The 21,371-nt window shown below is 60.9% G+C and carries 16 protein-coding genes; 4 read left to right on the plus strand and 12 right to left on the minus strand.

What is annotated here, in order from left to right; all coding sequences use genetic code 11:
- Positions 1–39 precede the first annotated feature (39 nt).
- The 11 genes from GDN47_RS10700 to GDN47_RS10750 form a co-directional block, all read right to left on the minus strand.
- On the minus strand, positions 40–1,101 hold the full coding sequence (locus GDN47_RS10700) for a class I SAM-dependent methyltransferase (protein WP_152093283.1): 1,062 nt from the start codon (positions 1,099–1,101) through the stop codon (positions 40–42).
- A gap of 185 nt (positions 1,102–1,286) precedes the next feature.
- Positions 1,287–1,838 carry a glutathione peroxidase gene (locus GDN47_RS10705; RefSeq protein WP_152093284.1) on the minus strand — a complete coding sequence of 184 codons (552 nt, stop codon included), beginning with the start codon at positions 1,836–1,838 and terminating at the stop codon, positions 1,287–1,289.
- Between the two features lie 79 nt (positions 1,839–1,917).
- On the minus strand, positions 1,918–3,768 hold the full coding sequence (locus tag GDN47_RS10710) for an ABC transporter ATP-binding protein (RefSeq protein WP_173002478.1): 1,851 nt from the start codon (positions 3,766–3,768) through the stop codon (positions 1,918–1,920).
- Positions 3,769–3,817: 49 nt separating this feature from the next.
- Positions 3,818–4,576, minus strand: coding sequence for a DUF1028 domain-containing protein (locus GDN47_RS10715; protein ID WP_152093285.1), 759 nt, complete (start codon positions 4,574–4,576; stop codon positions 3,818–3,820).
- Positions 4,577–4,581: 5 nt separating this feature from the next.
- The gene (locus tag GDN47_RS10720; RefSeq protein WP_152093286.1) at positions 4,582–6,369 is read right to left on the minus strand and encodes a gamma-glutamyltransferase family protein; all 1,788 of its coding nucleotides are present in this window, start codon (positions 6,367–6,369) and stop codon (positions 4,582–4,584) included.
- A gap of 23 nt (positions 6,370–6,392) precedes the next feature.
- Positions 6,393–7,271, minus strand: a complete 879-nt coding sequence (locus GDN47_RS10725) for an ABC transporter permease (RefSeq protein WP_113355826.1) — start codon at positions 7,269–7,271, stop codon at positions 6,393–6,395.
- A complete protein-coding gene (locus GDN47_RS10730; protein ID WP_113355827.1) occupies positions 7,268–8,215 on the minus strand; it encodes an ABC transporter permease in 948 nt (315 codons plus the stop codon). The genes GDN47_RS10725 and GDN47_RS10730 overlap by 4 nt, the downstream gene beginning before the upstream one ends.
- 70 nt (positions 8,216–8,285) lie before the next feature.
- On the minus strand, positions 8,286–9,794 hold the full coding sequence (locus GDN47_RS10735) for an ABC transporter substrate-binding protein (protein ID WP_152093287.1): 1,509 nt from the start codon (positions 9,792–9,794) through the stop codon (positions 8,286–8,288).
- 83 nt (positions 9,795–9,877) lie between these two features.
- Complete coding sequence (locus tag GDN47_RS10740; RefSeq protein ID WP_113389399.1) at positions 9,878–10,615, minus strand: FadR/GntR family transcriptional regulator; 738 nt, start codon at positions 10,613–10,615, stop codon at positions 9,878–9,880.
- Positions 10,616–10,806: 191 nt separating this feature from the next.
- Positions 10,807–12,249 (minus strand): M81 family metallopeptidase, encoded by a 1,443-nt coding sequence (locus GDN47_RS10745; protein ID WP_152093288.1) that lies wholly within the window; start codon positions 12,247–12,249, stop codon positions 10,807–10,809.
- A gap of 7 nt (positions 12,250–12,256) precedes the next feature.
- The gene (locus GDN47_RS10750) at positions 12,257–13,390 is read right to left on the minus strand and encodes an ROK family transcriptional regulator (protein ID WP_113389401.1); all 1,134 of its coding nucleotides are present in this window, start codon (positions 13,388–13,390) and stop codon (positions 12,257–12,259) included.
- Between the two features lie 381 nt (positions 13,391–13,771).
- On the opposite strand from GDN47_RS10750, the gene GDN47_RS10755 reads away from it, so the two are divergent.
- Positions 13,772–15,271, plus strand: a complete 1,500-nt coding sequence (locus GDN47_RS10755) for an MDR family MFS transporter (RefSeq protein ID WP_152093289.1) — start codon at positions 13,772–13,774, stop codon at positions 15,269–15,271.
- Between the two features lie 35 nt (positions 15,272–15,306).
- On the opposite strand, the gene GDN47_RS10760 is transcribed toward GDN47_RS10755, so the two are convergent.
- Complete coding sequence (locus tag GDN47_RS10760; protein WP_113333149.1) at positions 15,307–16,101, minus strand: FadR/GntR family transcriptional regulator; 795 nt, start codon at positions 16,099–16,101, stop codon at positions 15,307–15,309.
- Between the two features lie 410 nt (positions 16,102–16,511).
- Between GDN47_RS10760 and GDN47_RS10765 the strand changes: the two genes are divergently transcribed.
- The 3 genes from GDN47_RS10765 to GDN47_RS10775 all read left to right on the plus strand — a co-directional run bounded on the left by GDN47_RS10765 (position 16,512) and on the right by GDN47_RS10775 (position 21,358).
- Positions 16,512–17,975, plus strand: a complete 1,464-nt coding sequence (locus tag GDN47_RS10765; RefSeq protein ID WP_210252928.1) for a DHA2 family efflux MFS transporter permease subunit — start codon at positions 16,512–16,514, stop codon at positions 17,973–17,975.
- 421 nt (positions 17,976–18,396) lie between these two features.
- Positions 18,397–19,443: an NAD(P)-dependent alcohol dehydrogenase gene (locus tag GDN47_RS10770; protein WP_152093290.1), complete on the plus strand. Its 1,047-nt coding sequence runs from the start codon at positions 18,397–18,399 to the stop codon at positions 19,441–19,443.
- Between the two features lie 172 nt (positions 19,444–19,615).
- On the plus strand, positions 19,616–21,358 hold the full coding sequence (locus tag GDN47_RS10775) for a cation:proton antiporter domain-containing protein (RefSeq protein WP_145318436.1): 1,743 nt from the start codon (positions 19,616–19,618) through the stop codon (positions 21,356–21,358).
- The last annotated feature ends 13 nt before the right edge of the window (positions 21,359–21,371 follow it).

Below are 21,371 nucleotides of genomic sequence, written 5' to 3' on the forward strand. Positions count from 1 at the left end.
TGCGGTGCCGCGCGTTGGACGAAGCGTGCGGCACAATCTTCATGCCCTGACTTCGAAGATCATGTTGAACGGCGTTTCAGTCGCCTTGCGGAAATGCGAATAGCCCGCATCCATGGCAACCTTGCGCAGTTTCAGCTCGCCAGCCTGTGCGCCCAGACCCAGCCCGACCTCCTGCGACAGCGAGGCTGGCGTACAGATCATCGTTGAAGCCCCGTAGTAGACGCGGCCAACGGGGTTGAGATTGTCCTTCAGGCAGTCATGGGCGAAGGGCTCGACGATCATCCAGGTGCCGTCATCGGCGAGAGTTTCCTTAATATGTTTGCCGGCACCGACGGGATCGCCCATGTCGTGCAGACAATCGAACATCGCCACAAGGTCGTAGTCGGCAGCCGGGAAGTCCTTGGCGGTCGCCTGTTCGAACGTGATCCGGCCCGCAACGCCCGCTTCCTGCGCCGCAGCTTTCGCTCGTTCGATGGACGGAAGATGGTAGTCGAAGCCGAAGAAAGTCGAGTTCGGATAGGCTTCTGCCATCAGGATGGTCGAGGCGCCGTGGCCGCAGCCGACATCGGCGACGATCGCGCCGGCCTCGAGCTTTTCCTGCATGCCGTCGAGCGCCGGTATCCATTCCGAAACGAGATGGCTGTTGTAGCCTGTCCGGAAGAAGCGTTCCGTGCCGCGAAACAGGCAGGTGCTGTGCTCATGCCAACCAAGGCCGCTGCCGGTCTTGAAGGCGTTGACGACCTTCGGCTCGTCGATCCACATGGATTGAACGACATCGAAAGCGCCGGCGAAAAAGGCAGGGCTGTCTTCCTCCGCAAATACCATTGCCTGTTCCGGCGTCAGGTAGAAGCGCTCGGTCTTATCGTCATAACTGACATAGTCGGCGGCTGCCTGAGCTGACAGCCATTCGCGCACATAGCGTTCTTTCACACCGACTTTGTCGGCCAAATCGGCCGAAGTCCTTGGCGTTCCGTCAGCCATGGCCTTGAACAGGCCCAGATGGTCTCCGAGCGTTACCAACACACCTGAGACCGCCGCGCCGAGATCGCCGACCAAGCGCCCGACAAGGGCATCGAGTTTCTGCATATCAGGTTCGCGCATGACATCCTCCCATCAGAATTGATGCAGCGTTCCGTCACGATGTATTCGGATAGGGAAAGATACTCCCAGGCTGGAGGGCAGGCAATTACGCCATCCGGCTGAACACGTCAGGCCCTCGCCCTGAAAAGTAGCGCAACCTATTGATGTGATGTGTTATTTGGGAGGTCCAAAAGAGAGCTCACGCCTCAGCTGGCGCGCGAGAGCTCCTTTTCCAGAACTGAGAGCAGGCGCGGATCGTCGGCGGTTACGTCGGGCGCAAAGCGCGCGGCAACCTTGCCGTCGCGGCCAATCAGGAATTTCTCGAAGTTCCAGACGATGCCGCCATTGTCGCCGGTGTGCAGGCCGCGATCGGCGAGGCGGGCACGCATCGGACCGTCGCCGATCGTCTCGACGCCGGATGCGATCAGGCTGTCGTACAACGGATGACGCTCGTCGCCAGTCACGGCGACCTTGGAAAACATAGGGAACTGCACGTCATAGGTCAGGGTGCAGAACTCCAGAATCTCCTTATCGCTACCCGGCTCCTGGCCCTTGAAATCGTTGGCCGGAAAGCCGGCGATCACCAAACCTTCGTCCCGCTTTGCCTCATAGAGCTTTTCCAGCCCTTCGTACTGCACCGTCAGGCCGCATTTGGACGCGACATTGACGACCATGATGACCTTGCCGCGATAGTCGGCAAGCGTCGTATCGCTGCCGTCGATCCTCTTTACCGGAATATCGAGCACGCTATCGGTCATATCATTCACTCCAGATGAGATGGAAAACAGGATGCCGATATTTGCCCGGAATTCGGTGGCGTCAAGGTCAGAATGCGCCTCAGGCAGCCTCTTCCATTCGAACCAGATGGCCCTGCGAGACTTCGCGGTAGTGTCGCGCGGGTGGCTGATAGCCGACAGGGCGCACCGGGCTCTTCAATTCGTCGACGGCGAGGTTGCGCCGGATGCCGCGCCGTGATGGATCCGGCACCGGGACGGCCGCCATCAGCTTCCTCGTGTAGGGATGCTGTGGATTCTCGAAAACCGACGCGCGCGGGCCGATCTCGACGATCTCGCCGAGATACATGACCGCGACGCGATGGCTGACGCGCTCGACCACGGCCATGTCGTGCGAGATGAAGAGATAGGAGAGTTTGAGGCTCTGCTGCAGATCCATCAGCAGATTGCAAACCTGCGCCTTGATCGACACGTCGAGCGCCGAGACGCTTTCGTCGGCGACGATCACCTTCGGGTCGAGGGCGAGCGCGCGTGCAATACAGATGCGCTGCCGCTGGCCGCCCGAGAATTCGTGCGGATAACGGCTCATCATGTCGGCCTTCAGCCCGACCCGCTCCAGAAGATCGGCAGCCTTTTCCCGGGCTTCGGAGCGCGTGCCCAAGCGATGCTCGATGAAGGGTTCGGCAACCGCAGCGCCGATCGTCATGCGTGGATTAAGGCTCGCGAATGGGTCTTGGAAGATCATCTGGATGCTGCGGCGCATCCGGCGCAGATCGAGCGTATTGAGCTTCATCACGTCATAGCCGTCGAGGCGAACCTCGCCGGATTTGGGATTGATGAGGCGCATGATGGAGCGCCCCGTCGTCGACTTACCGCAGCCGGATTCGCCGACCAGCGACAGCGTTTCCCCTTGTGCAAGATCGAAGGAGACGTTCTCGACCGCATGGATTGCGCCCGTCGGGCGGGCCAGCAGTCCGCCGCGAAGATCGAAGCGTGTGACGAGGTTCTTCACCTCGAGCACTGGTGTCTTGCCGTGATCGACGGTATCGGCGAGCGCCTTCGGTTCGCTGCGCTCGCCGGTGCTCGCGTCGACGACCGGGAAGCGCAGCGGCTGCGGCTGATCTTTCATGGAGCCGAGGCACGGCACGGCTGACAGCAGGGCGCGGGTGTAAGGATGCTGGCCGCGATGAAAGATATCGTCGGTCTTGCCGGTTTCCACCGCTTCGCCGCGATACATGACGATGGTGCGGTCGGAGATTTCGGCGACGACGCCCATGTCGTGGGTGATGAAGAGGACGGACATGCCTTCCTCTTCCTGCAGCACCTTGATGAGATCGAGGATCTGGCCCTGGATTGTCACGTCGAGCGCGGTCGTCGGCTCATCGGCGATCAGGAGTTTCGGGCGACTGGCAAGCGCCATGGCGATCATCACGCGCTGGCGCATGCCGCCGGAAAACTGGTGCGGATATTCGTCGAAGCGCGAGGACGCGTTGGGGATGCGCACTTTCTCCAGGAGGCGGATCGTCTCGGCTTTTGCCTCCGCCTTGGAAATATTGCCATGGCAGGTCAGCGCCTCGGAAATCTGCCGGCCGATGGTGAAGATCGGATTGAGAGAAGTCATCGGCTCCTGGAAGATCATCGCGACGTCCTTGCCGCGCACCTTGCGCATTTCGGCCTCCGGCAATGCCAGGAGATCGCGGCCGTTGAGCCTGACTTCGCCCTCGATGCGGCTGCTGGCCCCGGCGAGCAGCCGCATGATCGAAAGCGACGTCACGCTCTTGCCGGAACCGCTTTCGCCGACGATGGCGACCGTCTCTCCCGGCATGACATCGAAGGAAATGTCCTTCACGACCTTGCGCCACTCGCCATCGACGAGAAACGACGTGGTGAGATTGGAGATGGAAAGAACAGGCTGGGTGTCTGGATTTGTCATCGGCGCTGCAACGATCGGCATGAAGTTCCCTTTATGATTTTACCATTGGTCAGGCTTCAACTGCGTTTACTCACGATGGAGCTGCTATCGTGGCACGGGAGGCTGAAGGGCGACCTTCGGCAATCCTCTTGGCCTCAAGCGCGGCAATCTTTTCGTCGATCTCGCGGCGGTCGGTCATCCCGCTGGGGTTCTGCCGCGTCGGCATGGTTTCTGCGACATGCAAATAGCGTTCCTGCGCAACTGCGTAGAGCCGCTCGAGTTCGGTCAGCGGATCGGCGCTGTCGTCGACTCGGATGTTCAGCCAAGCGTAATCCTGGTCGCGGTGGATGACGAGTGCGGCCGATTGCTTGCCACGCTTATCCCCGCCTGCATCTTCGCCCGCCCGCATGGCTTCGAGCAGCCGCTCCGCAAGTGGTTTGCCTGCGGCCTTCTTGAAGGTCGCAAGCGTTTCCGCAATCACCTGCGGTCCAGCCAGCATGTTGCCGGCCACCGATACATTGTCTTCGACCAGATGCCCCGCCCAATCGATACACTTGGCGCCGGTAAAGGCGGCATTGTTGCCCTTGTTGTCGATCAGGTGAAACTGCCGCTGCTCGCGGCCTTCGTCGCGGGCGCTCAGCGTTTCCAGAATTTCATGGGGCGCATGACCGGATGCCAGCATCGCAAGTCCGTCGATGCCGTAAAGCGGGCTGGCAAAGGCCTGCGTCGCAACCGCGCCGATGCCGCCGCGAATATGCGGCACGATGCTGCCGACGGCAAAGAAGCGCGTGGCGACGGCGATGGCGAGATGTCCGGTTTCGGGTTCTCGGGCAACGATCGACCAGGTCATCGGCTCTATCTCCCAACGGCATAGGCTTGCATCAAACGAGGTGTTGCCGCTGCGCGCAAGAGGCCATCGGCGTCGCGCCGTGCGGCGGTCAGCCGACCCACGGTCCACTCCGGTGCGACGGTCAGCTGGTGGCCTCTCTTGCGGAGCGTATCGAGCACGTCAGCGCCGAAATTCGCCTCCGCCGTCAGGCCACCCGGTTCGCGGGTGCGCGGATAGAAGGAGCTCGGAAAATGCGTGCTGTGGAACAGCGGCTTGTCGATCGCTTCCTGCAGGTTCAGCCCATGATGGACATAGCGCAGGAAGAAGGACAGCTGCCACTGCTCCTGCTGATCGCCGCCGGGCGTGCCGAAGGCCAGCGTCGGGCGTCCTTCATGCAGTGCCATTGTCGGGGTCAGCGTCGTACGCGGCCGCTTGCCCGGTGCCAGCGAGGAGGGCAGACCCGGCTGCAGCCAGAACATCTGGGCGCGAGAATTGAGGCAGAAGCCGAGGCCTGGAATGATCGGCGAGGATTGCAGCCAGCCGCCGGATGGCGTGACCGAGACCATGTTGCCTTCGCGGTCGATGACATCGATATGCACGGTGTCGCCGCGCTTCTCGGTAAGATGCGACATGGTGGGCTCATAGACCGCGCCGCTCTTGGCTTCCGGTGCGTCGAGCATCGCCATGGTAAGATCGTACTGGCTTTCAAAGCCGGGCAGCTTGCCGGGGCGCAGGGCAAGCGACGCCTCTGACGAAACCAGCCGGCGGCGCTCGCCGGCATAGGCGTCCGACAGCAGGGTTTCGAGCGGTACGCGCGTGAAATTGGGGTCGCCGTAATAGACCTCGCGATCGGCAAAGGCGAGTTTCATGGCCTCGGTCACGGTGTGGACGAAATCGGCGCCGGCGGGATCCATGCCGGCCAGATCGAAACCCTTGAGCAGCGACAGTGTCTGGAGGAAGACGGGGCCTTGACCCCAGGGGCCGATCTTGGCGACCGTCCAGCCGTGATAATCATAGGTCAGCGGCGCCTCGACCGTCGCCTGCCAGTTGGCCATGTCGTCGGCGGTCAGCACGCCCTTGTGGCGCCCGCCGCTTGCATCCATGACCTCCGTCTTGCTGACATAGCTGTCGATGGCTTCTGCGACGAAGCCGCGGTAATAGGCACCGCGAGCGGCTTCGATCTGCGCTTCGCGATCGCTCTTGCTTTCCGCCTCAGCGACAACACGCTTCCAGGTTTCGGCAAGAACCGGGTTCCTGAAATTGGACCAGGGTTCGGGGGCGGCACCGCCAGGAAGCCAGGTCTCGTAGGAGGTCGGCCATTCCTTGCGGTAGAAATCGGCAAGACCTGCGATGGTCGTGGAAACGCGCGGCAGGACTGGATGGCCTTTCTCCGCATAATGTATCGCCGGTTCCAGCACGTCGCGGACGGTCAGCTGCCCATAATCGCGCAGCATCAGCATCCAGCCGTCGAAGGCGCCGGGGATGACAGTGGCGAGCAGGCCGTCGCCGGGGATCAGTTTCAGCCCCTCGCGCCTATAATGCTCGATCGTTGCGCCGGCCGGTGCCAGGCCCTGGGCACAGATGACCTCGACCTTATCCTTCTTCTTCGAATAGAGGATGGCTGGCATGTCGCCGCCCGGCCCGCAGAGATGCGGCTCGACGATCTGCAGCACGAAGCCTGTCGCAACGGCCGCGTCGAAGGCGTTGCCGCCCTTTTCGAGAATGCTCATGCCGACGGCGGATGCGATCCAGTGCGTCGACGTGACGACGCCGAAGGTGCCGAGGATTTCAGGGCGGGTGGTGAATGCGGTCATTGGGGGCATCCTTTTGAGTTTATTCATGCCTCGCGCGGATCGAGCGCATCGCGCAGGCCGTCGCCGAGGAGATTGAAGCCGATCACGACGAGAAAAATGGCGGCCCCCGGCCACATGGCCATCCAGGGCGCCTGTTCGAGATAGTTCTTGGCGACATTGAGCATCGAGCCCCAGCTAGGGGCGGGCGGCTGCTGGCCGAGCCCGAGGAAGGAGAGGCTCGCCTCGGCGATGATGGCGGTCGCGATGGTGAGTGTTGCCTGCACGAGGATCGGAGCAAAGACGTTGGGCAGGATATAGCGGGAGATGATGCTGAAATGGGTGAGGCCGATCGAGCGGGCGCCCTCGACATAATCCTCCGTCTTGACCGCCAGCACCTGGCCGCGCGTCAGCCGCACGAAGACCGGCGTTGCGGACAATCCGATCGCGATCATCGCGTTGGTGAGGCTCGGGCCGAGGAAGGCGGCAAGCGCAATAGCGGTGATAAGGAATGGCATCGCCAGGAAGGCCTCGGTGATGCGCGAGATGATCTGGTCGATCCAGCCGCCATAGTAGCCGGAGATGAGACCGAAGGGCACGCCGATCGCGACCGCGATGGCAACCGAGAAGACGCCGGCCATCAGCGATGCCCGTGCGCCCCAGATCATGCGGGAGAGAATGTCGCGGCCGAGATCGTCGCTGCCGAGCCAGTGTGCGGCGGATGGCGCCTTGCGGATCGCAGACCAGCTGGTTGCGACCGGGTCCGGAATCGGCAGGAGCGGTGCAAGCGCAGCAAGTGCGGTAAAGAAAAGGATGATGGCAAGTCCGACCAAGGCCCCCTTGTTGGCCCTCAGCTTCCGCCAGGCCCGATTGGGAGCGCGCTTGGCGGGAGGGGCTGCAGCGGCCGTCTGAACGATGGTGCTCATAGGGCTGCCCTCATGCGCGGATTGAGGAGGACATAGAGAATATCGGCAATGAGGTTCATGGCGATGAAGCCGATGGCCGTGCAGAGCACCACGCCCTGGACGACGGCGTAATCCCGGTTGAAGACCGCATCGACGATCAGCTTGCCGAAGCCGGGGATGGTGAATATCTGCTCGGTCAGAACGGCACCGGCCAGGAGCTCTCCGAACAGCAGGGCGCTGACGGTGACAACGGGCAGGATGGCGTTGCGGAAGCTGTGCTGCAGCACGACGGCCATCTCCGGCAGGCCCTTGGCGCGGGCAGTGCGGATATAGTCGGCGCTGAGCACGCTCAGCATCGACGAGCGCGTGTGGCGCATCAAGGTGGCAGCAAGCGCATTGCCGAGCACGAAGGATGGCATCAGCATCGTCTGGATGGAGCGCCATGGATCTTCGAAGAAGGGTTGGTATCCCGAGGCCGGCAGCCAATGCAGCTTCACCGAGACCAGCAGGATCAGCATGATGCCGAGCCAGAAATTCGGCACGGACAGGCCGCACAAGGCGATGATGTTGGCGAGAAAATCGATGAAGCTATTCTTCTTCACCGCCGCCAATATGCCCATGGGAATGCCGATGGCGAAGGCGAAGATCATCGACATCACGGCGAGCTGAATGGTGACCGGCAGCTTTTCGGTAACGAGCGTCAGCACCGGTTGGTTGGTGCGCAGCGAAACGCCGAGATCGCCCTTGGCGACGCCCTGCAGCCAGTAGCCATATTGGTAGATCACAGGGTCGTTCAGGCGATATTTCTCGCGCAACAGCTCCAGCACCTGAGGATCGCGCTCCTCGCCTGCCATGGCTAGCACCGGATCGCCGGGCAGAAGCTTCTGCAGCGAGAAGACGAAGATCGAAATGATCAGAAGCGTCGGTATGGCGACGAGCAGCCTCTTTCCGATATAGCTATACATGGGCAGATCCTTGCCGCGATGTCGAATGTGAAAGCGCCATCCGGAAAGAAGCCCGCATGGCGCTCATAGCTCAGCCGCTTTTCTTCACGCCTACGAGGCGGATCATGCCGTCCGGGGAGGGCACAAAGCCGGACACCTTCTTATTGTAGGCCCAGATCCAGGCCTGATGCCCGAGAAAGATGATCGGCAGGTCCTGGCTGAGGATCGCCTCGGCCGCATCGTATTTCTGCTTGCGTACGGCGTTGTCCTGAGACTGGCGCGCCTCAAGCAGCAGCTTGTCGACCTCCGGATTGCTGTATTTGGAATCGTTGAGGCCGGCGCCTGTCGTCACGAACTGCTGGATATTGCCGTCCGGATCGGAGCGGCCGGACCAGTCGGATCGGCTGAGCTGGTAGTTGCCGCTCGACTGCGCGTCGAGCAGGGTCGCGAATTCCGTCGTCTTCAGTGTCACGTCGAAGCCGGCTTCGGCAACCATCGACTGGATGATCTGCATCATCTGCATCGATACGGGATTGTTGGCGACGGCGAGCTCGACTGGGATACGGTCGAAACCGGCTTCCTTGACCAGCGCCTTAGCCTTGTCGACGTCGCGGGCGGGTACCGGAATATCCTTGTCGAACCAGGGGCTGTTCGGTGCAAAAGGCTGGTTGCCGGCAAGCCCGGTGCCATCGAAGACGATCTGCATGGCGGCTTCGCGGTCGATTGCCAGCGAGAAGGCCTGGCGCAGGCGCTTGTTCTTGCCCATTGGATTGTCGGCGCGAGCGCCATTGCCGACATTGGCGTAGACGCCAAGCCAGCCGGTGCCGACAGCGTCGGCATAGACGAGATTGGGATCGCTCTTGACAGTGCCGGCATCGGAGGCGGCCACGCGCTCGATCATGTCGAGGTCGCCGGAGCGCAGGTTTGCAAGACGCACCGTTGTGTCGGGGATCGGCAGATAGGTTACCTTATCGATGAAGATATTGTCCTTGTTCCAGTAATCCTGGAATTTTTCGAGCACGATCCGGTCCTGCTGCACGCGCTCGACGAATTTGAAGGGGCCGGAGCAGACGGGATGGTCGCCGAATTTGGCACCGGCAGCCTTTGCAGCCGTTGGCGAAACCATCATGCCCGAGCGGTCGGAAAGCTGGGCAAGCAGCGTGACGTCGGGCGCCTTCAGGGTGAAGGTAGCTTCGTATTCACCGGATGCTTCGACCTTGGCGACAGAGGAAAGCTCGCTCTTGCGGCGTGATTCCGGCATGGTCTGATAGCGCTGGATGTTGTCGACAACAGCTTGCGCATTGAACGGCGTGCCGTCCTGGAATTTCACGCCCTGGCGCAGCTCCATGACGAGCTGCTTGCCATCGGCGGACCATTTCCAGGATGTGGCGAGCTGCGGCACGAACTTCAGGTCGGGTGTTACGTCAACGAGCTTGTCGCAGAGCGCGGTATAGACGATGCGGCCGACGAAGGTGCGGGATTGAGCTGGGTCCAGCGCATCGGCATCGTCCTGCAGGCCGATCTTGAGTTCGACGGCGAAAGATGGCAGCGCGATCAGGGCGCCGGCGGCAAGCGATGCCATGAATTTGGCGATCTTCATTTCGTTCTCCTGTTTATCGTTTTCGTTCTTTGCAGTTTCGACCGGTTTCCTCTCCGGTCGTGGTGGGCAGGCCGGCTTTGGGGTCAGCCCACCTCCTCGGTCAGTGGCTCCTCAGCTTGCTGCGCATCCAGCGACGTGATGCGGATCAGGCTTTCCTGCAGCATCAGCAAATGTTCGCGCATGGCCTCGGCCGCCTTCATCGGATTGCGCGCGGCAATCGCGTCGATGATCGTCCTATGCTGGGCGTAGGAGACCGGGCGGGTCTTGTTGATGCTGCGGGCCAATTCGCGAATGGTTTGCCAGGCTTCGTCCTGGCGGACATGGTTGATGACGTCGAAGATGGTCAAAAAGAACTGGTTGCCGGCGCTTTGCGCGATCAGCCGATGCAACGCGCCATCCCAGAGTTCGCGGCTGTCGGCGTCGTCGCTGGCGGTGATCTTCTTTGCCAGTTCGTACATGCGGTCGATGTCGTCGGGCTTGGCGCGCATGGCGGCGAGCTGGGCGAGTTGCGGCTCGATACGCAGGCGGACTTCCATGACCTCCATGAGATCCGTGCCTGCCACAAGCGTGCTGACATGCTGGCTCCAATCGTCCGGTCGCTGTCCGACATAGGTTCCCGAGCCTTGGCGCCGCCAGACGCGGCCTTCGGCTTCCAGCACCTCGAGCGCTCGCCTGATCGCTCGCCGGCTGACGCCGAGGTTCTCCGATAGAGCCCGCTCCGTCGGCAGCTTTCCATCCGCCGGGAGATCGGCCGAATTCAAGAGCCCACGGAGCCTTTCCAGGGCATGAACCGAATTTTCCGGAAGGCTGTTGATTGCCATATTGAAAGGTGAACCAATTTGGAATTGGTCCAATAGAAGTTGAACTCGATCGTCTCGTCAAGCGCTTTTTTGTGCAATTTCGGCAATGCACAATGTTTGTGCGCAATGCAGAAAGGCGACCCGCAAAACGAGTCGCCTTCTTGAGATGACGGATCAACGATGTCCGCCCTCGCGGTTCTGGGACTTGAGCTTCAGCGACCGACGGCGCGTGCCGAAATGGCTATCTCAGGCGTGAAGTCGAAATCCTTGTCGAAGGGATAGGTCGGCTTGGCCTTGCGCAGGCGCGGCAGGCGTTCGACGAACTGGTCGACGACACCGGGGGAGAGAGCCATCAGGTTCGGGTTGGCGATCGGCGCCAGTTCCGGCGAGAGGTAGCCGGATTTGACGACGATGATCTTCGCTTTGTGCGGATCAAGGCCGAGGCGGGTGAAATCGGCGATATTATGGTAGGGGCGGCGCTTGGCCGACAGGACGAGGTCGATGCCGCCGATGGAGACGACGGCCTGCATGTCGCTGGCTTCCGTAGTGTCCAGCAGGTGCTTGACCGTAAAGTCGCCCTTGACCGGCTTGCTGCCTTTGGTGTCGAGCGATGCGCCTACGGAGAGATCGAGAGTGGCGCCGATGCCGGCGGCGTAGCACACTTCTGTGGCAGTCTTGTCGGCGATGCCGGCGAAGATGACGCCTTCTGCACCGTTGGCAATCAGTTCCGCCAGTACGTCGGCGCGGTCGCCGACACCGCCGCCCGTCGGATTATCGCCGGATTCCGCCAGAACCACGGGCGCGGTCGTGCTGGCGATTGCCTTCGCGACGCATTCCTCGATCGAGCCGGTCTCCGAGCCGAAAACGAAATCCTCACGCACGTCCCAATAGGCCTGGGCCAGTCGTTTCGCCTCGCGTTCGAGTATGCTGCGATCCGTGCCGGTCATGATGGCAGCAGCCGTTGCGCGCGGCTCGTCGGCCCAGACATAGCCGACCATGAGCGAGGCATCCCAGACGCCCTCGATGGCGTCGATGCCGGGCAACATGTCGTAGAGGCTCTTGGCCGGCTCATCGACCGTACTGGTACGTTCGCCCGGCAGCACTACGGGGATCGGCGCCCAGAGCAGGATCGGCTTCACGCCGGTCTTCAGGCTTTCGGTCAGCATCTTGACGGCGCGGCGCATGGTTTCCTCGACATCGATATGCGGCGCTGTGCGATAGGTGGAGTACATGTCGAGCGCATCGATGATGCGCTGGGTGACATTGCCGTGCAGGTCGTAGCTTGCCGAGACCATGCAATCCTCACCGACGACGGCGCGAGCTGCACTGATCCAGTCACCCTCGGCGTCTTCCATGCCTTCGACATACATGGCGCCGTGCATGGCGAGATAGAGTCCATCCAGCGGCAGCAGGGCCTTCAGCCCTTCCAGAAACTCCGCCTTGAAGGCTTCGTATGTATGACGGGCGACCGGGCCGCCGGCGATCGCTCTGGCATGGATGGTTGGCAGGAATTCGCCGTCATAATCCCTAAGGAAGGCGAAGTAGGGCGAGGCAGTCAGCTCCGCGCCGCGCAGAACGCGAAAATCCTTCTCTTCGTTCAGGACGGGATTGTAGGTGCTGCATTCGATGTGAATGCCTCCAACGGCAATACGCATGGGAACCTCAATAGGGGTTGGGACCAATCAGGAAATTATGGGCGGCAATGCTGGCAGCGCCCCGCGCCCAGACATCGCCATCGACACGCTGCGTGCGGATCGGCGTCTGGCCGGCATAGCGCGGCAATACGTTCGCCTCGACCGCCTGCCGCATGACGGTGCCGAAGAGGCGATCAAACCGGCCTTCGACATGGGTAATCAGGATCAGGCCGGGATCGTTGAACTGGATGAGATGCGCAATCGCAAGCCCAAGTGCGCTGCCGGCGCGGTGCAAGATGCGGATTGCGGTGGCATTGCCGAGTGATGCCTCCGTCTCCAAGTCGTCGAGGGATTGGCAGGCGAGACCTTCCGCCTTTGCCATTTCCTTGATCGCCTTCAGCGAGGCCACGGTATCGAGACAGCCGCGCTTGCCACAGCGGCAGGGCGAACCATTGAGCTCGATCGTGCAATGAGCGATTTCGCCGGCGCCGCCATGATTGCCGCGGTAGAGTTTGCCGCCGACGAAATGGGCGCACCCGATGCCGTCGTCGAAGGAAACGACGCTGAAATTCTGCACGTCACGGGCGCCGCCGAACAGCTTTTCGCTGACGGCGACCGCCTTGGCGTCGTTTTCGATAAAGGTGGCGATACCGGTCTTCTGCCTGACGATACCGGCAAGCGGTACATCCTGCCAGCCGAGTAACGTGGATTTGACGCAGCTCGCTTGCTTTTCATCGACGAAACCGGAGAGCGCAACACCAAGGCCTGAAAGCTTTCGTCCGGCATCTTTACATTCGGAAAGCAATTTCGGCAGCGTGTCGGCGATCATCGCGGCGATGACATCAGGATCGCGCGACAGTGGCATCGTCTGACGCGCGACGATATTGCCGTTGAAATCGCAGAGAACCAGCGGCGCCGGGTCTTCGAGAAGCGAGATGCCGCCGAAGAAGGCGCCTTCCGGATGCAGGTCCAGCAGGATCGAGGGGCGGCCCTGTCCGTAGATCGTTTCCGTTTCCCGCAAGATGCCGAGGGAAATCAGATCGCGCGCAATCCCGCTCATCGCAGCCTTGCTCAGCCCCATGGAGGCTGCCAGAACTGTGCGGCTGGAAGGGCCTGATTGGCTGATGACCCGTAAGAGCTGCTGCTGGGAGGACGTTAGCAATTCGACGTTCCGCCTGGATTTTTGCTTGTTTTGCCGAGAATAAGTTCAGAAAATAAACAAAGCAACCATATTTGGTTTCATTGCAGCCCTAATCACGCCGCGCTGCAATGTAGCGGAAGAACGCACCGATTGCTCGACCTGCTTTGTGAAAGGCGGCAGTCCAGGCGCCGTCATGGGGCGATTTCGCAAAACATGTTCGCGTTTAAATGGTTGACATCGACCCGTATCAATATGCAAAGCTTATCATAACGATTCAGCCGGCGCTCGCCCGCAATCGTCTCGTCCCTAGACTTTGATCCCACAAGCTTCGCGCTCGACCATGGCCGTTATGGCGGCATGTGCATGTTTCGATCCCGGGTGCAGCAGTCAGAAAGGAATGCCATGTCCAGCACGGTCGATCGTTCGAGACGCCCGTTGGTCATCGTCTCGATCATGCTTGCGACCTTCATGGTCGCCATCGAAGCGACCATCGTTGCGACCGCCATGCCGCGCATCGTTGGCCAGCTCGGCGGCTTCACCTATTACAGCTGGGTCTTTTCCGCCTTTCTGCTGGCGCAATCCACCACCACCGTCATCTATGGCAAGCTTTCCGATATTTTCGGCCGCAAGCCGATGCTGATCGGTGGCATCATCATCTTTCTCATAGGCTCAACGCTCGCCGGTTTCGCCTGGTCGATGGCGTCCCTTATCGTCTTCAGGCTGCTGCAGGGCCTCGGCGCGGGTGCCATTCAGCCTGTGACCATGACCGTCGTCGGCGATCTCTATAAGCTGGAGGAGCGCGCCAAGGTGCAGGGCGCGCTCGCCAGCGTCTGGGCCATCTCCGCCGTCATCGGCCCGCTTGCCGGCGGCATCATCGTCGACAATCTCTCCTGGGCCTGGATTTTCTGGATCAACCTGCCGCTTGGCGTGCTCGCCATCGTCGGGTTCATCCTCTTCCTGCACGAGTCGGTTACGCCGCGCGAGGCGAAGATCGATTATCTCGGCACGATCCTGTTTTCGATATCGATCGTGTCGCTTCTCGTCATCCTGACGGAAACCGATGCGGGCTTCGCCGTTCTCTGTCCCCTGGCGATCGTCTTTATCGTTACCGGCATCCTGTTCCTGTGGCAGGAGCGGCGAGCGCCGGAGCCGATCATTTCGATCGCTCTCTGGAGCCAGCGGCTGATTGCCACCAGCAATGCCGCAACGCTGCTTGCCGGCATGGCGCTGATCGGCCTGACGACCGTTCTGCCGATCTATGTTCAGGGTGTCCTTGGTCGTTCGCCGCTAGAGGCAGGCTTTACGCTGACGATGCTGATTGTCGGCTGGCCGCTGGCCGTGATGCTGGCGAGCCGGTTCTTCCGCACTTTCGGCATCCGCAACACCTTGCGCGCCGGCAGTCTCATGTTTCCCTTCGGCTCGCTTTTCCTGCTGTTCCTAACGCCGGAGAGCAACCCGGTGATCGCCGGTATCGGCTCGTTCCTGATGGGCTTCGGCATGGGTCTCATCAGCCTGACGAGCGTCGTGCTGGTGCAGGAAAGCGTGGAGTGGTCGATGCGCGGCAGCGCCACCGCCTCGATCATCTTCTCGCGCAGCCTCGGCAACACGCTTGGCGCAACCGCGCTCGGCGCGATCATGAATGTCGGCATCGCCCATTATGGCAGCGGCGAGCTCGCAACCAGGCTGCACGATATCCTCAATCAGCCCAGCGGCCTTTCCGATCTTGTCACCGATCCCGCGATCAGAAGCGTCTTCGATGCGGCCCTGCACTGGAGCTTCTGGGGGGTCGTCATCGTCGCTCTGACGACCTGCGTGACCATCTGGCTGATCCCGGTCACCCGAGACGCCGGCCGTGGGTCGTCAGTACCCAAGGCGGATGCACAGGAAGCCATGACTCATTAGCGCGAGGTCCGGGCGGTCGGGCAGGGCTTGATCTGTCAGAAGCCGTAGTCGCGCGCGAGCCAGGCTTCCAGTAGGTTTCGCGATGCCTTGATTGCGGCGTCCGTATCCTGTGCGACGATGGCGTCGAGGATCGCCTTGTGGAGGGGCAGGGCGCGCTTTTGCCCTTCGGCGATGTCCTCATGGCCGGAAAGCGTGCGATTGGCGTAGATCCCGACGGCGATCAGATCGATCAGCTGCGAATAGATCATGTTGTGTGTGGCGGCGAAGATCGCCGTATGAAAGCGCAGATCGGCATCGGCATTGCTGTTGACGTCGCCAATGGTGGACGCCATCTCCTCGTAGGCGGAGCTGATCGCGGCAATATCGCTCTCGGTGCGGCGCAGTGCTGCGCGCGCCGTCGCCTCCGGCTCGAGTGCCAATCGCAGGTCCTTGATCGATCGCATGATTTCGACTGAGGGGCCGGTCTCATAGTACCAGACCATGACATCCGTATCGAGATGATGCCAGTTGGAGCGTTCCTTGACGCGCGTGCCGACGCGGGTCTTGATCTCGACCAGTCCCTTGCCGGCCAGGCACTTCATCGCTTCGCGGATGACCGTGCGGCTGATGCCGAATTGTTCGACCAAATCGGGCTCGTTTGGCAGTGTTGCGCCGACTGGATAGTCTCCGCCGACGATACGGCGGCCGAGCTCGTGGACGAAATAGCCGAAGACGCCACGCCGGGGGATCGTGCCGTATTTTCGCACAAAGGCATCGAAGGGCGACTGTGTTACGATCAGTTTCGACTCCGGGGTAGCCCTGGAGGTTATTGCGTCCTGGCCATGTTTCATTATGCGGGACTCTCGTTCCTTATTGATGCGCCGTTCGCGAGAACAATCATCAGCCTACGTCGATTTGCGAGGCTTCTTGCTGGTATCTCGGCCAGTTTGGGGCTGTTCCATATTGATGTTGTATCGATCCCATTGTTCTTCCCGCGGCATTTTCCGGTGAAAACCCTAGCATGTCTTGCGTATGCATGCCTACTGGCACCGGGTTGATCGATCTGTTCACCAATTTGAACATGCTAATGCGTTTCGCCCCGGGCCTCTATTGGGATCGGCAGCGGTGATCAAATTGCGCACCATCCGCTAAGCGAAACGTGATCGCTTAATCGATTGATGGGACGATTTCGACTATCGTAAACGTTACCGAACCGGTTAAATGCAGGCGGGATGCGAGGCGGATTCGGAGTTGCTGATCCATGAATGACATGTCCACGCCTGGGCAAAGGGAGGATGCGCAGGAAGCGGGCTCGCGCTCGCTGTTGATTGCATTGCTCGTGGCCGGTGCCTTCTTCATGGAAAATCTCGACGGTACGGTCATCGCGACCGCATTGCCGCAGATGGCCGTTTCCTTCGGTGCTCGCCCGGTCGACCTCAATATCGGTATGAGTGCCTATCTTCTGACCCTCGGCGTCTTCATTCCGATCAGCGGCTGGATCAGCGATCGCTTCGGTGCGCGTCTGGTCTTCACAACCGCCGTCGTTATTTTCACGCTCGCCTCCGTTCTCTGCGGCTTTGCCAATGGGGTCGGCTCCTTCGTTGCCATGCGCATTCTGCAAGGCATCGGCGGGGCGATGATGGTGCCGGTGGGCCGGCTTGTCGTCTTGAACAATACGCCGAAGGACAAGCTGATCTCGGCCATTGCCACGATCACCTGGCCGGCGCTGGTGGCGCCGATCCTCGGGCCGCCGCTCGGCGGTTTCATCACCGACCATGCTAGCTGGCGCTGGATCTTCTTCCTTAACCTGCCGCTCGGCATTCTGGCCTTCATCTTCGCGCTCATGCTCATTCCGGAAACGAAAAGCACAGTGCGCCCGCCTTTCGACTGGGTCGGCTTTGTCGTCAGCGGCATCGGACTTGCCGGCCTCATGTATGGGCTGGAATTGATCGGGCGCCCTGATCCCGCCTGGCTGGAAGCCTGGACCTATGTGATCGTCGGCTTTGTCCTGCTGGCCATCGCCGTTTTTCATTTTCTCCGCACGGAGCATCCGCTCATCGATCTCTCGGGGCTGAAGCTGCCGACGTTCGCCATCACCATCTCAGGCGGATCGCTGTTCCGCACCGCCATTGGCGCGGTGCCCTTCCTGCTGCCGCTGATGTTCCAGGTTGGCTTCGGGCTCAGCGCCTTTCATGCCGGCATGCTGACGCTCGCCGTTTTTGCCGGTAATCTGGCGATGAAGCCGGCAACGACGCCCATTCTGCGCCGCTTCGGCTTCAAGCCGGTGCTGATCGTCAACGGCCTGTTGAATGCCGTCTTCATTGCCGCCTGTGCGCTGTTTTCGCCAGATACGCCGCTCTGGTTCATCGTGCCGGTACTGTTCATTGGCGGTATGTGCCGGTCGATGCATTTTACCGCACTCAACACGATCGCTTTTGCCGATATCCCACCGGGGCAGATGACGGGTGCCAACACGCTGTTCAGCACCGTCTTTCAGCTGACGATGGGCATGGGCATCGCCGTTGGCGCAATCGGCATTCGCATCGGTCAGGCGATCAGCGCACCGCTCGGAGTGGAGAGCATCGTCGCCATCGAGTTCCGCCTCGCCTTCGTGCTGCTCGGCATCATCGCGCTTCTGGCTGTGCTGGATTGTTTGCCGCTTGACCGCAAGGCAGGCGAAAACGTCTCGCGCAAGCCAAGGAAGGGCGTGTCGAAAGCGGCGTAGTGATGTCTTTTTCCGAAGCGGTTAGTACGAGAGTTGGATGAGATTATAATGCAGCAATATCGCTGGAATCGCCATCAGGATGATCAGAACTATTGCGACGCTTGCCGCGCGCATCATCCGCCTCCGGCGGGCGCGCTGACCGGTCCAATCATATACTGTCATAATGAGCCCCTCCTTCTCATTAGTGATTAGAAAGACAAGAAATGGAACGCCAGTCAATATCGGCAATAGCGAGCTAAATAATAAGCGTTATCTAATATTTGGAGGGCGAAACATACTTCGATGGCTGAAGAGAGCCGTCGAACTTCATCTGCAAGAGCCTAAAGATCGTTTTATGATGCCGGCTCACACGATATAACGGAAAAGGATTTCGTCCCTGTGTCAGCGGGACGCCGGCTGCTTTGGAAAAGAGGAAAAGGCAATGAGCAAGATGCGTGCCCTGGTTTTGGAGCGTCAGCATGAACTGGCGATCCGCGATATCGATCTGCCGCAGGAGGTCGGGCCGGGCCAGGTGAAGATCAAGATCCATACGGTCGGTGTCTGCGGGTCGGATGTGCACTATTACACGCACGGCAAGATCGGCCCCTTCATCGTCAACGAACCGATGGTGCTCGGGCACGAAGCGGCAGGAACGGTAGTGGAAGTCGGCGCAGGTGTGACGCATCTGAAGGTCGGTGACCGCGTCTGCATGGAGCCCGGCATTCCCGATGCCAATTCCAAAGCGAGCCGTCTCGGCATGTACAATGTCGATCCTGCGGTCATCTTCTGGGCGACGCCACCGATTCATGGCGTGCTGACGCCATTCGTCGTGCATCCGGCCAACTACACCTTCAAGCTGCCTGATAATGTCAGCTTTGCGGAAGGGGCGATGGTCGAGCCCTTTGCCGTCGGTATGCAGGCGGCGACCAAGGCACGCATCACACCCGGCGACACCGCTGTCGTGCTTGGTGCCGGCCCGATCGGCATCATGGTTGCGGTTGCAGCGCTTGCCGGTGGCTGCGCCCGGGCGATTGTTGCCGATCTCGCCCAGCCGAAACTCGATATCGCCGCGCAGTATCAAGGCGTCATTCCGGTCAATATTCGCGAGAAGAACCTCGTCGAGGAAGTCGATCGCCTGACCGATGGCTGGGGTGCGGATGTCGTCTTCGAATGCTCGGGCTCGCCGAAGGCCTGGGAAACGGTCATGGCGCTGCCGCGTCCCGGCGGCGTCATCGTGGCCGTCGGCCTGCCGGTCAATCCGGTCGGCTTCGATGTTTCCACGGCGTCGACCAAGGAGATCCGCATCGAAACGGTCTTCCGCTATGCGCATCAGTACGAGCGCTCCATCGCGCTGATTGCTTCCGGCCGCGTCGATCTCAAGCCCTTGATCTCCGAGACATTCGACTTCGAGGACTCGATCAAGGCTTTCGATCGCGCCGTCGAAGCCCGTCCGACTGACGTCAAATTGCAGATCGTCCTCGACCAATAGTCGCTCGCTGTCTCATCGCCTTGCCTCAAGTCTTCTTCTGGCTTCACGCACCGGCAAGGCGATGTTTTCCCTTAGGTTTCATATCTCCCGTAGACGGCCTGGCAAAAGCGATGCTAGGTAGCCTTTCACAGAGGGAAACAGGCTTTGACGCCGTGAAACGGGAAGGATCGCCGTGCCGCACGACGTTGCATTGATCGCATTGATTGCCGCCGGCTTCGTATTCGCGGCCATTTTCGGCTATCTGGCCGACAGGCTGCATTTGCCGCCGCTGGTCGGCTATCTGGTGGCCGGCGTCATCATAGGCTCGTCCACGCCGGGTTTTGTCGCCGATGTTTCGCTGGCATCGCAATTGGCCGAGATCGGCGTCATCCTGCTGATGTTCGGCGTCGGTCTGCATTTCTCGGCCGCCGACTTGTTGGCCGTGCGCGGCGTCGCCATTCCCGGCGCCATCGGTCAGATTGCAATCGCGACGTTGCTCGGGGTGGGGTTGACCTCACTGTGGGGCTGGAGCGTCGGCGCCGGCGTGGTCTTCGGCCTCAGCCTTGCCGTTGCCAGTACGGTCGTGCTCCTGAAAGCGCTGGAAGAGCGCAATCTCGTGAGTTCGACGAATGGCCGCGTCGCCGTCGGCTGGCTGATCGTCGAAGATCTGGCCATGGTGCTTGCGCTCGTGCTCTTGCCGGCCTTTGCCGGTGTTCTGGGCGGTCATGCGGACGCCGGCGGCCATGCCGCTTCCGGTTCGATCTGGCTGACGATCGGCATGACACTGCTCAAGGTCGCAGCCTTTGCAGCTGTCGCGATTTTCATCGGCCCGCGTGTGGTGCCATGGCTCCTGACTTCGGTTGCGCGCACGGGTTCGCGCGAGCTGTTCACGCTGTCGGTTCTGGCGATCGCGCTCGGCATCGCCTTCGGCGCGGCAGAAATCTTCGGTGTGTCCTTTGCGCTCGGCGCCTTCTTTGCCGGCCTTGTGATGAGTGAATCGCATCTCAGCCACAGGGCGGCGGCCGACTCCCTGCCATTGCAGAATGCCTTTTCGGTTCTCTTCTTCGTGTCCGTCGGCATGCTCTTCGATCCGACCGTTCTGATCCGCGAACCACTGATGATTATCGGCGTGCTTGCCCTGATCATGCTCGGCAAGGCATTGATCGCCTTCTGTGTCGTTCTGCTGCTGCGCTATCCCGCCAGCATCGGTTTTGCTGTTGCGGCCGGACTTGCGCAGATCGGCGAATTCTCCTTCATTCTCGCGGGGCTCGGCGTCTCGCTTGGATTGCTGACGCGGGAAGGGCAGGATCTCATTCTCGCCGGTGCGATCCTATCGATCACGCTCAATCCGCTGGCTTTCTACGCCACGGAAAAGCTGGAAAACTGGGCCTTTGCGCGCTGGCCGTTCCTGGCGAACAAATATGGCATGGCCAAGCAGGAGGCTCTTCGCCGCCAGCTGGCCGTCATCAACAAGCAGCGCGAGGAGCGGGACCGCCAGCATCATCTCGAGATCGAGCAACTCATCGAAACCTTCCCGATGTTTGCCGAACTTGATGATAACGAGCATGAGGAACTGCTGCTGCTCTTCCGCCCGAGATCGGCGTCGCCCGGCGACCGGGTGATCAGAACCGGCGATCGCGGTGACAGCATGTTCTTCATCGCCTCCGGTGCTGTCGAAGTGCAGCTGGAGAATGACGAGATCCGGCTCGGCGCCGGCGCCTTCTTCGGTGAAATGGCGCTGCTGACGGGGGCACGCCGCACGGCCGATGTCGTTGCCGTCGATTTCTGTCAGCTCTTCGTGCTGGATCGCCGAGACTTCAATCTGTTCATGTCGCGCCATCCGCAGCTGCGTGCCGCCGTCAGCCGCATGGCGCGGGAGCGGCAGGAGAGCAATGTGTCACGCCAGCGGCGCGATCTTTCCCAGGATGCCAGCTGATATCAGGCTGATA

Source organism: Martinezella dioscoreae (assembly GCF_009176305.1).
Classification (GTDB): Bacteria; Pseudomonadota; Alphaproteobacteria; order Rhizobiales; family Rhizobiaceae; genus Rhizobium; species Rhizobium dioscoreae.

Bases quoted from the DNA above. Each gene is read 5' to 3' on its own strand.
- GDN47_RS10740 (WP_113389399.1), bottom strand. From the start codon at position 10,615: ATGGCAATCAACAGCCTTCCGGAAAATTCGGTTCATGCCCTGGAAAGG.
- GDN47_RS10715 (WP_152093285.1), bottom strand. From the start codon at position 4,576: ATGACCTGGTCGATCGTTGCCCGAGAACCCGAAACCGGACATCTCGCC.
- GDN47_RS10760 (WP_113333149.1), bottom strand. From the start codon at position 16,101: ATGAAACATGGCCAGGACGCAATAACCTCCAGGGCTACCCCGGAGTCG.
- GDN47_RS10700 (WP_152093283.1), bottom strand. From the start codon at position 1,101: ATGCGCGAACCTGATATGCAGAAACTCGATGCCCTTGTCGGGCGCTTG.
- GDN47_RS10710 (WP_173002478.1), bottom strand. From the start codon at position 3,768: ATGCCGATCGTTGCAGCGCCGATGACAAATCCAGACACCCAGCCTGTT.
- GDN47_RS10705 (WP_152093284.1), bottom strand. From the start codon at position 1,838: ATGACCGATAGCGTGCTCGATATTCCGGTAAAGAGGATCGACGGCAGC.
- GDN47_RS10730 (WP_113355827.1), bottom strand. From the start codon at position 8,215: ATGTATAGCTATATCGGAAAGAGGCTGCTCGTCGCCATACCGACGCTT.
- GDN47_RS10755 (WP_152093289.1), top strand. From the start codon at position 13,772: ATGTCCAGCACGGTCGATCGTTCGAGACGCCCGTTGGTCATCGTCTCG.
- GDN47_RS10745 (WP_152093288.1), bottom strand. From the start codon at position 12,249: ATGCGTATTGCCGTTGGAGGCATTCACATCGAATGCAGCACCTACAAT.
- GDN47_RS10720 (WP_152093286.1), bottom strand. From the start codon at position 6,369: ATGACCGCATTCACCACCCGCCCTGAAATCCTCGGCACCTTCGGCGTC.
- GDN47_RS10770 (WP_152093290.1), top strand. From the start codon at position 18,397: ATGAGCAAGATGCGTGCCCTGGTTTTGGAGCGTCAGCATGAACTGGCG.
- GDN47_RS10765 (WP_210252928.1), top strand. From the start codon at position 16,512: ATGAATGACATGTCCACGCCTGGGCAAAGGGAGGATGCGCAGGAAGCG.
- GDN47_RS10725 (WP_113355826.1), bottom strand. From the start codon at position 7,271: ATGAGCACCATCGTTCAGACGGCCGCTGCAGCCCCTCCCGCCAAGCGC.
- GDN47_RS10735 (WP_152093287.1), bottom strand. From the start codon at position 9,794: ATGAAGATCGCCAAATTCATGGCATCGCTTGCCGCCGGCGCCCTGATC.